Genomic DNA, 12844 nt, shown 5'->3' on the forward strand with positions numbered 1-12844 from the left:
TGCGTGGTGTTCGCTGTGCGCCGCCGCAAGGTGGTCGTCAACCTGCTCGACGGGCGGGCCCTGATGGGCGAGCGCCGGCTGTCGTGGCCGTGGCAGGTCGTCCTGTCCGGGGCGCATCTGGCCCGGCAGGGTCAGGAGCCGGTGGCCGTCGACGGCCGGGTGATCGTGCCGCGGCACCGCATCGACTTCATTCAGGTGGTGGGCTGACGTGGCGTTCGTCGTCTCCGGCGGCTCTCTGCGCGCCATCGAGGGGCAGGGTGACCTGCGGTCGGGGTGGCCGTCGTACGGCACCGCCCTCAACCGGTCCACGACGCTGACGTACGGCGCCCTGTACCGGACGCAGCCGGCGGTCCGCACGGTGATCAGTTTCCTGGCCCGGAACCTTGCGCAGCTCGGCCTGCACACGTTCGAGCGGATGGGCGACAACGACCGGCGTCGGATCGCCGATCACCCGTTGGCGCGGATCCTGGCCCGCCCGAACCCGTCGACGACGACGTACCGGCTGATCAACGCGCTGGTGTCAGACAAGGCGGTGTACGACGACGCCTACTGGGTGAAGCTGCGGGCGGAGGGCGGCGAGCCGGTCGGGCTGCGGAGGTTGCAGCCGTGGCGGGTGGAACCGATCGGCCCGGAGTGGAGCGACCCGGACCAGTACCGGATCCACGGGTCGCGCGGCTACCTCGACGTTGACCGCACGGAGATCGTGCACTTCCGCGGCTACAACCCGGATGACGCACACAACGGCTGCTCGCCGATCGAGTCGCTGCGGCAGGTACTCGCCGACGAGTACGCGGCGGCGCACTGGCGAGAGCAGATGTGGTCGAACGGTGCCCGGATCTCCGGGTATTTGCAGCGGCCCGCCGACGCGGCCCCCTGGGGTGACACGGCCCGGAGCCGGTTCAAGTCGGAGTGGCAGGCCCAGTACACGGGTGACGGCCCGCAGGCCGGCGGCACGCCGATCCTGGAAGACGGCATGACGTTCGTTCAGGCCGGCATCAACCCGCGTGACGCCCAGTATGTGGAGTCCCGGAAGTTGACGCGGGAGGAGGTGGCGGCGGCATATCACATCGCGCCGCCGCTGGTCGGGATCCTCGACCACGCCACGTTCTCCAACATCCGGGAGCAGCACAAGGGCCTGTACCAGGACACGCTCGGCCCGTGGTGCGCGGAGATCGAGCAGGAGATCGGCCTTCAGCTCGCCCCGGATCTCGCCGCCGGCCGCACGGTGTACGTCGAGTTCAACATCGGGGAGAAGCTGCAAGGCTCGTTCGAGGAGCAGGCGGCGCAGCTTCAGGCCGCGGTGGGTGGTCCGTGGATGACCCGCGACGAGGCTCGGGCGCGGAGCAACCTGCCGCACATCGACGGCGCGGACGAGCTGATCGTGCCGCTGAACGTCATCACCGGTGGCCTGGCCAGCCCGCGCGACACCGCCCCGCCGCCGAAGTCGGCGCTGCTTCCCGCGCTGCGGGGCAGCAAGGCTCGGCCGGTGCGGGTCAAGGGCCGCGCCCCGACCGTGTACGACAACGAAGGCGCCGAAACGCTGCGGGTGTTCTTCGGCCGGCAGTCGGCGGCGGTGCGCTCCCGGCTGGGTGCGGCGAAGGCGCGCGGGGCGAAGGCGTCCATCGGCGACGTGTGGGATGCCGACCGGTGGAACCGGGAGCTGGCGGCGGAACTGCTGACGCTGGCGTTGGACGCAGCCCGCGCGGTCGCGGAGAAGATCCTGCGGGCGCTCGGCCTGACCGTCGACTACGACGAGCCGCGCACCGTGCCGTTTCAGCGTGCCGTCGCCGAGCGGGTCGCCGCCTCGGTGAACGAGGTGACCCGCCGGCAGCTCGTCGACGCCCTGGACGCCGACGACCCGGCCGCCGAAGTCACCCACGTGTTCGACGTCGCCCAGTCGCACCGCGCCCCGGAGGTGGCCACCGCCGCGGTGACCGCCGCTTCCGGGTTCGCGTCGGAGGAGGCGGTCAAGCAGACCGGCCGCCGCGCCACGAAGACGTGGCTGGTGACCAGCGACAACCCGCGGCCCACGCACGCGGTCATGCATGAGCAGACCGTCGAGCTGGAGGCGAAGTTCAGCAACGGCGCGAAGTGGCCCGCGGACGCGGCTCTCAGTGTCGACGAGGTGGCCGGATGCCAGTGCGAGCTGGAGATTGCGGTGGAGGACGACGATGAAGACTAAGGCGTTCGCAGCGCACATCAAGGCTGCCGGCGAGCAGGACGGCCTGGAGCCCGGCCAGTTCGAGGCGATCGTGTCCGTGTTCGGCAACGTCGACCACGGCGGCGACGTGGTGATGCCGGGCGCGTTCTCCCGCTCCCTCGCGGCGTGGAAGGCCAGCGGCGACCCCATCCCGGTGATCTGGTCGCACCAGATCGGCGACCCGGACTCGCACATCGGTTACCTGCTCGACGCGGTGGAGCTGCTGGCCGGCGATGAGCGGCTGCCGGAGAAGCTGCGCGGCCACGGCGGTCTGTGGGTGCGCGGGCAGCTCGACATGGATGAGCCCCGCGCCGGGAAGGTTCACCGGCTGCTGAAGGGCCGCCGGGTCAAGCAATTCAGCTTCTCGTACGACGTCGTTGACGCCGCCTGGGGTGAGCGTGACGGCGAGAAGGTGTTGGAGCTGCGCGACCTCGACCTCTTCGAGGTGGGGCCGACGCTGCTCGGCATGAACGCGGCCACCGACCTGGTGGCCGCCAAGAGCGGTCTGTGCCCGACCTGCGGGCACGCCAACGACAGCGTCAAGGCCAAGCCTGGTCCGGCCGCCGTCGACGAGGAGCCCCCGCCCGCCACCGTGCCGGCGCAGGCCAAGTCGATCGAGCCCACCCTGAGCCCCGCCTCCGTCCTGCTGTCACTCCAGGTCGACGCGCTCGCGTACGGCCTCGACTGACCTACTGCGGAGGAACACCACATCATGAGCACCGCACTGATGGAGCGGCTCCGTAAGGAGCTGGCCGACACCCTGACCCCGGCGCGGGACCTCGCCGCGAAGGCGCAGGCCGAGGGCCGCGACCTCAACGACGACGAGCGGGCCGCGGTCACCGACGCGGTGACCAAGGCCAACGGCATCAAGAGTCGCATCGACCAGGCGCAGGCCGACAGTGACCTGACGGCGCAGCTCGGCGCGCTGGGCGACGGCATCAGCTTCGAGCCGGGCGCGGCCAAGGGCGCCGACCGGCCGACCGAGGGTCTGTGGACTCCCCGCAAGGGCGAGACGGTGGGCCAGGCGTTCGTCAAGTCGGCGTCGTACAAGAGCCTGCTCTCCCAGGCGACGAACGGCCGATTCTCGGACCGTCAGCGGATCCAGTCGGACCCGTTCGGCGCGAAGGCTCTCGTCACCGGCGTGTCCGACTCGTCGGCCGGCGCGATGGTCGTCAACGACAACATCGGCCTTCAGGTCGGCCTGGACGCCTTCCAGCGTCCGCTGACCCTGCGGCAGCTCGTCACGACCGGCAACACCACGTCGGACACCGTCGAGTACGTGCGGGTCGCGTCGACGACCAACAACGCGGCCCCGGTCGCGGAGGCCACCAGCTCGGCGGCCCCGACCGCCCCGGGCGGCGCGGGCGCGCTCGTCAACGCGGCCGGCGGCGGGTACAAGCCGGAGTCGGCGATGACGCTGGCGAAGGTCACCACGTCGGTGAAGACGATCGCCCACTGGCTGCCGGCCACCAAGCGGGCGCTCGCCGACGCCGGGCAGGTCCGCACGCTGATCGACCAGTTCCTCCGCTACGGCCTGGAGGAGGAGCTGGAAGACCAGATCATGAACGGCGACGGCACCGGCGAAAACTTCGACGGCATCGCCAACGTGTCCGGCACCCAGTCTCAGGCGTGGGACAGCGACCTGCTTACCACCACCCGCAAGGCCCGGACGAAGGTTCGGACCGTCGGCCGCAGCATCCCGACCGCCTACGTGATGAACCCGGCGGACTGGGAGGCCATCGACCTGCTCCAGGACAACGAGAACCGCTACTACTTCGGTGGCCCGCAGCGTCTCGGCCAGCCGACCCTGTGGGGTCTGCCGGTCGTGGAGTGCGAGGCGGTGCCGTCCGGTGTCGCGTACGTCGGCGACTGGCGCAAGGCGGTCCTGTGGGACCGGGAGCAGGCGAACATCAGCGTCACCGACTCCCACGCCGACTTCTTCATCCGGAACCTGGTGGCGATCCTCGGCGAGATGCGCGCCGCGTTCGGTGTGCTCCAGCCGAACGCGTTCGTCGAGATCGACCTGACCGCCTGATAGGGGGCTGACCATGGCATACCTCGATCCGGCGAAGGGCGGGCAGCGGGCGGGCAAGCGGGCCGCCGCTGTCGCCGACGCCGCCGCGCTCACCTCCGTGGTGGCGGCCGGCTCGGCGCCGACGAAGGCGGAGTACGACGCGCTGCGCGCCGACGTGTCGGCGCTGCGGACGAAGCTCAACGCCGCGCTGGCTGCGCTGCGCACCGCTGGCGTCATCGCCCCCTGATGCTCCTCCGCGCGGTGGCCGGCGGCTGCCCAATCTGCGGCGCCAACCATGCCGCCTGCGGCCCGCCGGCCACCTGCAACCCCGTCGACATTCCGAACAGGAGGGACCAAGCCATGGGCCAGGTCCGCAAGTACAACGTCGTCCAGAACGGCTACCCGACCGTGCTGAAGCTGAACGACGCCGACGCCAAGCTGTACCCGGATGCCGAGCTGGTCGACGACCAGGCCGACGCCGACGCCAAGCTGTACCCGGATGCCGAGCTGGTCGACGACCAGGCCGACGCCGAGCAGGGCAGCGAGCAGCCCGCCGGGAAGTCCCGCACCGCCGCCAACAAGGGTCGCACCCCGGCCAACAAGTCCCGGGAAGCCTGATGGCGAACGGCTACTACACGCCGTTCACGGAGGGCATCCTGGACGGGTCGATCGACCTCGACACGGCCACCGTCAAGGTCGCTTTGGTGCGCGGCTACACGTTCACTGCCACTCACCGGCACGTCTCCGACGTGACCGGGGCGGGCGGCACCATCAACGGCACGTCGGCCGCCCTGACCGGGAAGACGGTGACGGGCGGCGTGTTCGACGCCGATGACACCACCATCTCGGCCACTGCCAACGCGAACGACCACGGTCTGCTCGTCTACCAGTCGAGCGCGGCTGCGGGCGGCGCCGACGTGGCGGCCGGCTCGCAGCGGCTGATCGCCTGGTTCGACTCGGGCACCGGTCTGCCGATCCAGCCGGGCACCGGCACGGTGACGGTCACCTGGCCTGCCAGCAACCCGAAGATTCTCAAGGTCGGTTGACGGGTCCGGGGGGGTCGTCGTGGCGGTCTCCTTTGTCGGCGTCTCCACCCCGGGCAATACGGCTGCCGGCACCTCGAACAGTCTCGTGACCACGCTGCCGTCCGGGTGGGCTGCCGGTGACCTGGCGGTGCTGGTGGGTCACCTGTCCGGTGGGTCGTTGAACATGTCGACGCCGGCAGGCTGGACGCTGCTACCTGGGGTGTCGTGGCCGGTGACGGAGGGCGCGAACAGCCGCGCCTACGGCTGGTATCGGGTGCTGCAAGCCGGGGACACCGCCCCCACGATCTCCATCAACGGGGCGATGACCGGCGGCTGGACGATGACGGCCTACCGGGACGCGTCCGGCGTCGCCCAGGCCGCGACCGCGACCGCCTCGGGCACGTCGGTGACCCTGCCGACCCTGACCGGCGTGGCGGCCGGCTCGGCGCTGGTGGAGGCCGCACACGTCCGGGTGGCGTCCGGGACGATCCCCACCAACCTGTCCCCGAACGTCGCGTACACCGAGGTAATCGATCACGCGACGTCCCGCTCGACGGGATCCGCGAATGTGCGGATGCACGCCGCATACCGCCTGATCGGCTCGGCCGGTAGCTACGGCGGCGAGACGGTCGGTTCGGACGTGACCGGGTCGATGGTCGGTGTGCTGGTCGAGTTGACCGCAGCATCGGTCGGCGCCACGGTGGCGCCGTCGGGCTTGCCTGTTCCGGCCGCTGTCGGGTCGCCTGCCGTCTCCGCCGCGCTGACCTCAGCACCGGCCGGGGTGAGTGTTCCCGCCACAGTCGGCGCCCCTGCCGTCAGTGGCGCGCTGGTTGCCGGCCCGGCCGGTGTGACCGTGCCGGTGGCGGTCGGCTCGCCCGGCGCGTCGTGGGCAACCTCGGCCGCCCCGCCGGGGCTGTCCGTTCCGGTCGCTCCCGGCAGCCCGGCCGCCGGCTGGGCGGGATCGGCGGCCCCGGCCGGGCTGACCGTGCCTGCTGCTGCTGGCAGCCCCTCCGTGGGGTGGTCGGCCACCGTGGCGCCGGCCGGCCTCACCGTGCCGGTGGCGCCAGGTAGCCCGTCGCTGCTGGGTGTGGTGCCGTCACCGGATGGCCTGACGGTGCCGATATCGGTCGGCTCACCGGCCGCCGGGTGGGCGCTGCCGCTGGCACCCGACGGTGTGGCGTTGCCGGTCAACATCGGCGCCCCGGCCGTTGGCTGGTCGACGACGCTCGCCCCGGGCGGCCTGACCGCCGCCGTGCAGACCGGAAGCCCCGCAGTCGGGGCTGCGGCGGTGACCCCAGACGCGGTTCTCATCCCCGTCGAGGTCGGCGATCCGACCGCAGCATGGGCTACCGCCGCCACCGTCGACGGCCTGGCCGTGTCCGTTGCCCTCAGTAGCCCAACCACAGGCATGCCAGGGCAGATCATCCACCGGCCCTTCACCACCCCGGCCGTCCGACCGACTGCCGTGTCCACGCCCCGGCCGGTGGCCGTCGCGGTGACCCGACCGAGCTTGTGAGGTGACGCGGTGCCGCTGGTGACCTTGGAGCAATTCGCCGCCTGGCGGCAAGCCGACCTGAACGCCGAGGACGCGGCCACCGCGCAACTGCTGATCGACATGGTCAGCGCCGAGATCCGCAGTCACTGCGGCTGGCACATCACCCCGATCGCTGACGACACCGTCACGGTCGACGGTTCTGGTAGTCAGGTTCTGGCACTACCGACGATGCGTCTGCTAGACGTGGTGTCCCTGAAAGAGCGCGGCGTCGACGTGGACGTGGCCGGCGTGCAGTGGTCGGAGGCCGGCTACCTGTGGCGGGCCGCCCCGTGGACGTCCGCGCTGCGCGGTGTCGAGGTGCAGATCAGCCACGGCTACGCCGCCACCCCGCCGGAACTTGCCGCGGTGGTGTGCGGGGCGGCGGCTCGCGCCATGGCCAACCCGTCCGGTGTGGCCCGGGAGGCGTCCGGCGGCGAGTCCGTGTCGTACGCGACGCAGAACGGCGCCCCGCTCACCTTGGCGCTGACCGACCTGGAGTTGCGGCTGCTCGACCGCCGGTACCGGATCGCGAACCCGGCATGATCAGCTACCACCGCGACACCATCACCGTGCTGCGCGCCCAGCTCGTCGACGACGGGTACGGCAATGAGACGCCCGACTGGGCCAGCCCGACGCGCACCGATGTGGGCGGCTGCCGACTCCAGCCGATCCCGGCCGAGGATTACGTCCTCGACCGGGAGGCCGTCACCACCCGCTGGCGGCTGTTCGCCCCGCACGGCATTGACCTGCGGGCCACCGACCGGGTGGAACACGCCGGGGCTGTGTACGACGTCGACGGCGATCCGCAGCGGTGGCCGTCGCCGACCGGCCGGCTGAGGCATGTGGAGGCGCTGCTGCGCCGGACGGAGGGGTAACCCGGTGGCCATCCGCGTCCGCTTCAAGCACAGCCGGGAAGGTATCGGCGAGGTGCTGCGCTCCGTCGGCGTGCAGGAGGTTTTGCACGCCAAGGGTGAGGCTGTCGCCGAGAAGGTCCGCGCCGCCGGTATCCGCGTCGACGGTGTACCCGGTGACGTTGAACTGCCGGTCACGGTCAACACCACCGGCAAGGGCACCCGCGCCCGCACGTACGTCACCCTCGACCACCCTTCCGGGGCTGCGGTTGAGGCCAAGCATGGGGTGCTCACCTCGTCCATCGACGCCGCCAAGGACGCCTGATGGACGCCGTTGCCCTGTACCCGGACGCCGAACTGGTGGCGGTGACGTGGCTGCGCGCCCGCCTCGCCGAACGGCCGGAGCCTTACGCCTCCGGTGTGACCGTTGGAACGAAGGTGCCGCCGGGAACCAGCCCCGGCCGGTACGTGCGGATCCGCCGACTGGGCGGTACCGAACTGCACCAGGTGGCCGACGCGCCCCGCCTGCAAGCGCAGGTGTGGTATTCGACCGGCAGCACCGGCGACGAGTTGAACAGGCAGGCGCTCGCCCAGGTGGTGTGGGCGCTGCTGCGCGCCATGCGCGGCCAGGCGGTGACGATCCCCGGCTGGCCGACCCCGGTCGCCTGCTACCGGGTTGCCACGTTCGGCGGCCCCGCGAACGTGCCCGATCCCGCCGACACGGCCCGGGTCATCACGCAACTGGCCGTTGAGGTCGGCATGCGTGGCCGCGCCACCTGACTAAGCCCGCACCAGTCCACCCGGCGATCGACCGCCGGGCCGTCACCATGCCCGAAGGAGTTCACCATGGCGGTCGATATCGACCTGATCCGCGCCTACACCGACGGCGGCGTCTACACCCACGACCGGACCACGCCGGGCACCATCACCGCCCCCACGAACGCGACCACCGCCCTGGCCGCCGGGTTCCTCGCGGTGGGTGCCATCTCGTCCGACGGCATCACCGAGGCCACCAGCCAGGACCGGACCGACATCTTCATCTGGCAGGGCAACGCCCTGGCCCGCCGGATCCCCGGCCAGTTCACGAAGACGTTCACGTTCGCCGCCGCCGAGACGAACCTGATGACGCTGGGGCTTCAGTTCCCCGGCTCCACGATCACCCGCACCGCCGAGGGCGCCACGGTCGCCGAGAAGCCGCCGGCGACGGACGTGCGCGCGTGGGTGCTGCACGGCACCGACGGCACGGACCGGGTGCAGCGCATCTACCTGCCGAAGGCGGAGATCACCGAGCGGGGCGAGGTCGTGTGGTCGGCGGAGAACGTGACGGTCTACGAGTGGACCCTCTCGGCCTACGTCGACAACTCCGGGGTCGTCGCTTACCGGTACTACGCCGACGAGGACCTGAAGACGCCCTAACCCTGTGACTGCACCGGCGGACCCGTGTACGGGCTTCGGGTCCGCCGGTGCTTCAAGCCCGCCAAGCCCGCACGCAAGGAGCACCAACCATGACTGAGGTTTTCGACCTCGACGCGGTCGCCGCGGAGGCGACACACGAACCGATGCGGTTCACCTACCAGGGCCGCGAATGGACCCTCGCGCACATGACCGGCGTGGACTGGCGGGTCGTCGAGCTGGCCAACGAAGGTGACCTTCAGGCCATCCGCAAGGCGTTCCGCATGGGCATGGGCGACGAGCAGGCCGACGAGTTCGACGAGCTGCCGCAGCCGATCGCCGCGATGACCGCCCTGTTCACCCGGTGGCTGAAGTTCAACGGGCTGACCGAGGGGGAATCCGCGGCCTCGCCCGCCTCCTCCGGGAGCACGGCGGGGCCGTCGAAGCCGCCCTCGCAGCGCACTACCCGGGGGTCCGGATCGCGCACCTCTTCACGGGCGCGCTGAGCGCACGGCAGCTACTGGTCTACATCCGGCATCTGCCGGCCAGCTCGCCGTTCGGCCTGGCGGTGAACGGCGACGCCGCCAGGTGGTCGATCACCGATCACCTGCTGGCCGTGGTCGTCGACCTGCTCGCCGGGGCGAACTGGCAGCGCGGCGGCGGTAAGGGCCCGAAACCGAAGCCGATCAAACGTCCCGACCCGCGCGCCGAGAAGCGGCGCCGCGAGTACGTGGGCCGACTGCAACGACTGGGCCTGCTGAACCGCGGGGGGTGATCGCCGTGTCCACTGAGGTCGGCACCGCGTACGTGGCGGTCATCCCCTCCGCGAAGGGGTTCGCCCGCAACCTTCAGAAGGAGATCGCGAAGGAGTTCGCGTCTTCCAACCTCGACAAGGAGATCGCCGCCGCTCTCGGCAACCGGCCGATCAAGCTGCCGGTGCGACCGGACTTCGACGAGAAGTCGATCCCGGACGAGGTGCCCGTGCCGGAGAACCGGCGACCGAAGGTGAAGACCAAGCTGGACCCGCTGATGGCGGACTTCCAGCAGCAGGTCAAGCGGGACCTGGGCGCGCTGGCCAAGCAGATCAACGCGGAGATCCCCGTCGGCGCGGACACCGCCGTTCTCCGTTCCGAGCTGGCCGCGCAAATCGCGTCGATCGAGTCGCAGATCAGCGCCGACATTCCGACGGAACCGGCCGGCCGCGCCCAGTACGAGACCAACCTGCGTGCCCTCGTGCAGCAAGCCTCCGACCAGGTCAAGGCCAACATCAAGGTTGACGTTGACCCGGCCGAGGCGGCGAGCGAAGCCCGCACGGCGGCCCGCGTCGCCGAGCGGGCAGCCCCGCCGATCAAGCTGAAGGTCGACGTCGACGGCAGCCGGCTCGCCACCGGGGCGCTGAAGGGCATCGGCGGGATCCTGTCCACGCTCGCCAGCGGCGCGTCCACGGTCACCGGCGCCGCGAGCAGCATGCTCAGCAGCATTTCCGGGCTCGTTACCGCGCTGCTCGGCCTGGCGGCGGCGGCCAGCTTCTCCGTGTCCGGGGTGTACCTGCTCGGCGGCATCCTCGGATCGCTGCCCGGAATCGCCGCCGGTGCCGCCGCCGCCATCGGCGCCCTGGCCATCGGCTTCATGGGTATTTCCGACGCGTTCCAAGAGGCCGGCTCGTCCGGTGGCGGTGCCGGCGTCAACCTGGCCGCGCAGGCGCGTCAGGTCGCGCAGGCCACCCGCGGGGTGGAGTCCGCCCAGCGGTCCCTGGCCCGCGCCCAGCGGGAGGTTGTGGAGGCGCAGAACGCCGTCACCCGCGCCCGCGCTTCCGAGGTGGAGCGGCTTCAGGACCTGAACCGGTCGGTGAAGCGGGCACGCCTCGACGAGGAAGAGGCGGCTCTCCGCGTCCGCGACGCGGAGGCTGACCTGAGTGAGGCTCGCCGCAAGGGCAACGTCGCCGAGATCGAGCGCGCCGACCTCGCCTACCGGCAGGCCCTGCTCGGTGTGGAGGACGCCAAGGACGCCACCGAGGATCTGACCGCCGAGCAGGCCAAGTCGGCGAAGGTCGGCGTGGACGGGTCCGAGCAGGTCCAGGACGCGATGAAGCGTCAGCGGGACGCCATCGAGGGTGTCACCGCCGCGCAGGAGCAGTTGCTGTCGGCGCAGGAGGCGTTGCAGGCCGCGCAGGAGAAGCCGGCCGGCGGGGGCGGTGGCGGTGCCGCGCAGGAGCTGATGCGGCTGGCGCCGGCCGCGCAGGATTTCGTCGACAAGGTCAAGAGCCTGAAGCCGGCGTTCGAGGATCTGCGGCTGTCGGTGCAGCAGCGGCTGTTCGCCGGGCTCGGGGACACCGTCAAGCGGCTGGCCACCGTGTGGTTCCCGCAGTTGAAGGCGACTCTCGGGTCGTACGCGGACACGTTCAACTCGCTGGCGAAGCGGGCCGCGAGTTCCCTGTCGCAGAAGTCGTTCATCGACAACATCGCCGCCGGGGCGGAGTCCGCCCGCAAGGCGCTCAGCCGTATCGGTGAGGCCGTGTCGGGTCCGCTGATCGACGCGTTCGGTCGGCTGGCTCGCGCCGCCGGCCCGTTCATCGAGCGGGTGGGCGACGAGCTGGGCAAGCTGATCGAAGACTTCTCGGCGTGGATTGCCCGCCTCGACAAGTCCGGTGAGCTGGACAGCTTCTTCAACCGGGCCGGGGAAATCTTCAGCGACCTGATCGACATGGGCCGCGACATTTTCAGCATCTTCGGCTCCGTCATGACGATCCTGTTCGGGGAGCAGGACACCACGAACAGCCCGTGGGAGGCGTTGAAGGCCGGTCTCGACGACCTGGCCGCCTGGTTCAAGGACCCGCAGAACCAGCAGAAGATCCGCGACTTCATCGAAGGAGTCAAGGACGCCGCCGTTCAGCTCGGCGACACGGTCATGACGGTGGCCGGCTGGGTGGACAAGGTCCAAGGCTGGATCGACAAGATCAGCGCCTGGAAGCAGGCCCTGTCGGCTGCGTGGGAGCAGATCAAGGCCACCGCGCAGCAGCGGTGGGACGAGGTCATCATCTACTTCGCCGGGCTGCCGGAGCGGTTCGCCACCGCCCTGACCGAGCTGCCCGGCAAGGTACAGGGCAAGTTCGTGGAGATGGCCGGGAAGGTCGGTTACGCGCTCGGTCAGGCGATCGGCGCGTGGATCAACAACCTGATCACCTTCCCGGGCCGGGCGGTCGCCGCGCTGCGGGCGCTGCCCGACATGCTGGCCGCAGTGTGGCGCCGCGCCCAGCCGGTCGTGATGACGGCGGTTTCCGCGCTGATCGCCACCGCGATCCGCATGGTGCACGAGCTGCCCGGAAAGGCCGTCCGCGCGCTCGGCGACCTCGGGTCGACGCTGCTGCGGGCCGGCCGCGCCCTGATCGACGGGCTGATCCGCGGCATCCGGGAGAAGGTCCCCCAGTTGGAGGGTCTTCTCCAGTTCGTGTCGGACAAGATCCCCGACTGGAAGGGCCCGTACGACCGAGACAAGGTGCTGCTGCGTCCCGCCGGCCAGGCCATCATGACCGGCCTGGTGGCCGGCATCTCCGACCAGGTGCCGCTGCTGCGCGGGCAGCTCGGCGAGGTCACCGACGTCATCGCCGGCACCTCGGCGAGCGTCGCCCTCGACCCGGCTTCCGGAGCGTGGGCGCGGACCGCCGCCGCCACCCCGGCGCCGGCCGCGCCGACGGTGGTGTTCGGCGGCGACGCCCCCGACTCGTTCATCCGCTGGCTGCGGGACAACGTGCGCGTCTACCACGGCGGAGACGCCAATGCCGCGTTCGGGCGGGCGGCCACACCGGCGCTCGCGGCAGGAAGGTGAGGT

The 12844-nt window shown here is 71.0% G+C and carries 16 protein-coding genes; all 16 read left to right on the forward strand.

Annotated elements, in window-relative coordinates; translation table 11 throughout:
- The first annotated feature begins 6 nt into the window (after window positions 1–6).
- The 16 genes from ACLQ2W_RS28380 to ACLQ2W_RS28455 all read left to right on the forward strand — a co-directional run bounded on the left by ACLQ2W_RS28380 (window position 7) and on the right by ACLQ2W_RS28455 (window position 12841).
- On the forward strand, window positions 7–207 hold the full coding sequence (locus ACLQ2W_RS28380; protein ID WP_425790214.1) for a hypothetical protein: 201 nt from the start codon (window positions 7–9) through the stop codon (window positions 205–207).
- A 1-nt stretch (window position 208) separates the two neighbouring features.
- On the forward strand, window positions 209–2182 hold the full coding sequence (locus ACLQ2W_RS28385; RefSeq protein ID WP_425790216.1) for a phage portal protein: 1974 nt from the start codon (window positions 209–211) through the stop codon (window positions 2180–2182).
- Window positions 2172–2888 (forward strand): HK97 family phage prohead protease, encoded by a 717-nt coding sequence (locus ACLQ2W_RS28390; RefSeq protein ID WP_425790218.1) that lies wholly within the window; start codon window positions 2172–2174, stop codon window positions 2886–2888. The genes ACLQ2W_RS28385 and ACLQ2W_RS28390 overlap by 11 nt, the downstream gene beginning before the upstream one ends.
- Before the next feature lie 24 nt (window positions 2889–2912).
- A complete protein-coding gene (locus ACLQ2W_RS28395) occupies window positions 2913–4235 on the forward strand; it encodes a phage major capsid protein (RefSeq protein WP_425790220.1) in 1323 nt (440 codons plus the stop codon).
- Between the two features lie 13 nt (window positions 4236–4248).
- Window positions 4249–4461, forward strand: coding sequence for a hypothetical protein (locus ACLQ2W_RS28400; RefSeq protein ID WP_425790222.1), 213 nt, complete (start codon window positions 4249–4251; stop codon window positions 4459–4461).
- A gap of 113 nt (window positions 4462–4574) precedes the next feature.
- Window positions 4575–4832, forward strand: a complete 258-nt coding sequence (locus ACLQ2W_RS28405; protein ID WP_425790224.1) for a hypothetical protein — start codon at window positions 4575–4577, stop codon at window positions 4830–4832.
- Entirely contained in the window at window positions 4832–5260 is a 429-nt protein-coding gene (locus tag ACLQ2W_RS28410; RefSeq protein ID WP_425790226.1) for a hypothetical protein, read from the forward strand. Before ACLQ2W_RS28405 ends, ACLQ2W_RS28410 begins: the two co-directional genes overlap by 1 nt.
- A 409-nt stretch (window positions 5261–5669) precedes the next feature.
- Window positions 5670–6755: a hypothetical protein gene (locus tag ACLQ2W_RS28415; protein ID WP_425790228.1), complete on the forward strand. Its 1086-nt coding sequence runs from the start codon at window positions 5670–5672 to the stop codon at window positions 6753–6755.
- Between the two features lie 18 nt (window positions 6756–6773).
- Window positions 6774–7316 carry a hypothetical protein gene (locus tag ACLQ2W_RS28420; RefSeq protein WP_425790230.1) on the forward strand — a complete coding sequence of 181 codons (543 nt, stop codon included), beginning with the start codon at window positions 6774–6776 and terminating at the stop codon, window positions 7314–7316.
- A complete protein-coding gene (locus ACLQ2W_RS28425; protein ID WP_425790232.1) occupies window positions 7313–7648 on the forward strand; it encodes a phage head completion protein in 336 nt (111 codons plus the stop codon). The genes ACLQ2W_RS28420 and ACLQ2W_RS28425 overlap by 4 nt, the downstream gene beginning before the upstream one ends.
- 4 nt (window positions 7649–7652) lie before the next feature.
- Complete coding sequence (locus ACLQ2W_RS28430; RefSeq protein WP_425790234.1) at window positions 7653–7949, forward strand: hypothetical protein; 297 nt, start codon at window positions 7653–7655, stop codon at window positions 7947–7949.
- Window positions 7949–8404, forward strand: coding sequence for a hypothetical protein (locus tag ACLQ2W_RS28435; RefSeq protein WP_425790236.1), 456 nt, complete (start codon window positions 7949–7951; stop codon window positions 8402–8404). Before ACLQ2W_RS28430 ends, ACLQ2W_RS28435 begins: the two co-directional genes overlap by 1 nt.
- 66 nt (window positions 8405–8470) lie before the next feature.
- Window positions 8471–9040 carry a hypothetical protein gene (locus ACLQ2W_RS28440; RefSeq protein ID WP_425790238.1) on the forward strand — a complete coding sequence of 190 codons (570 nt, stop codon included), beginning with the start codon at window positions 8471–8473 and terminating at the stop codon, window positions 9038–9040.
- An 89-nt stretch (window positions 9041–9129) separates the two neighbouring features.
- Window positions 9130–9522 carry a hypothetical protein gene (locus ACLQ2W_RS28445; RefSeq protein WP_425790240.1) on the forward strand — a complete coding sequence of 131 codons (393 nt, stop codon included), beginning with the start codon at window positions 9130–9132 and terminating at the stop codon, window positions 9520–9522.
- A gap of 62 nt (window positions 9523–9584) precedes the next feature.
- The gene (locus ACLQ2W_RS28450; protein ID WP_425790242.1) at window positions 9585–9791 is read left to right on the forward strand and encodes a hypothetical protein; all 207 of its coding nucleotides are present in this window, start codon (window positions 9585–9587) and stop codon (window positions 9789–9791) included.
- A 5-nt stretch (window positions 9792–9796) separates the two neighbouring features.
- The gene (locus ACLQ2W_RS28455) at window positions 9797–12841 is read left to right on the forward strand and encodes a phage tail protein (RefSeq protein WP_425790244.1); all 3045 of its coding nucleotides are present in this window, start codon (window positions 9797–9799) and stop codon (window positions 12839–12841) included.
- Window positions 12842–12844: the final 3 nt, after the last annotated feature.

The sequence above is a fragment of the Micromonospora sp. DT227 genome (genome assembly GCF_049841835.1).
Classification (GTDB): Bacteria; Actinomycetota; Actinomycetes; order Mycobacteriales; family Micromonosporaceae; genus Micromonospora.

Bases quoted from the DNA above. Each gene is read 5' to 3' on its own strand.
- ACLQ2W_RS28390 (WP_425790218.1), top strand. From the start codon at position 2,172: ATGAAGACTAAGGCGTTCGCAGCGCACATCAAGGCTGCCGGCGAGCAG.
- ACLQ2W_RS28395 (WP_425790220.1), top strand. From the start codon at position 2,913: ATGAGCACCGCACTGATGGAGCGGCTCCGTAAGGAGCTGGCCGACACC.
- ACLQ2W_RS28400 (WP_425790222.1), top strand. From the start codon at position 4,249: ATGGCATACCTCGATCCGGCGAAGGGCGGGCAGCGGGCGGGCAAGCGG.
- ACLQ2W_RS28405 (WP_425790224.1), top strand. From the start codon at position 4,575: ATGGGCCAGGTCCGCAAGTACAACGTCGTCCAGAACGGCTACCCGACC.
- ACLQ2W_RS28410 (WP_425790226.1), top strand. From the start codon at position 4,832: ATGGCGAACGGCTACTACACGCCGTTCACGGAGGGCATCCTGGACGGG.
- ACLQ2W_RS28425 (WP_425790232.1), top strand. From the start codon at position 7,313: ATGATCAGCTACCACCGCGACACCATCACCGTGCTGCGCGCCCAGCTC.
- ACLQ2W_RS28435 (WP_425790236.1), top strand. From the start codon at position 7,949: ATGGACGCCGTTGCCCTGTACCCGGACGCCGAACTGGTGGCGGTGACG.
- ACLQ2W_RS28440 (WP_425790238.1), top strand. From the start codon at position 8,471: ATGGCGGTCGATATCGACCTGATCCGCGCCTACACCGACGGCGGCGTC.
- ACLQ2W_RS28445 (WP_425790240.1), top strand. From the start codon at position 9,130: ATGACTGAGGTTTTCGACCTCGACGCGGTCGCCGCGGAGGCGACACAC.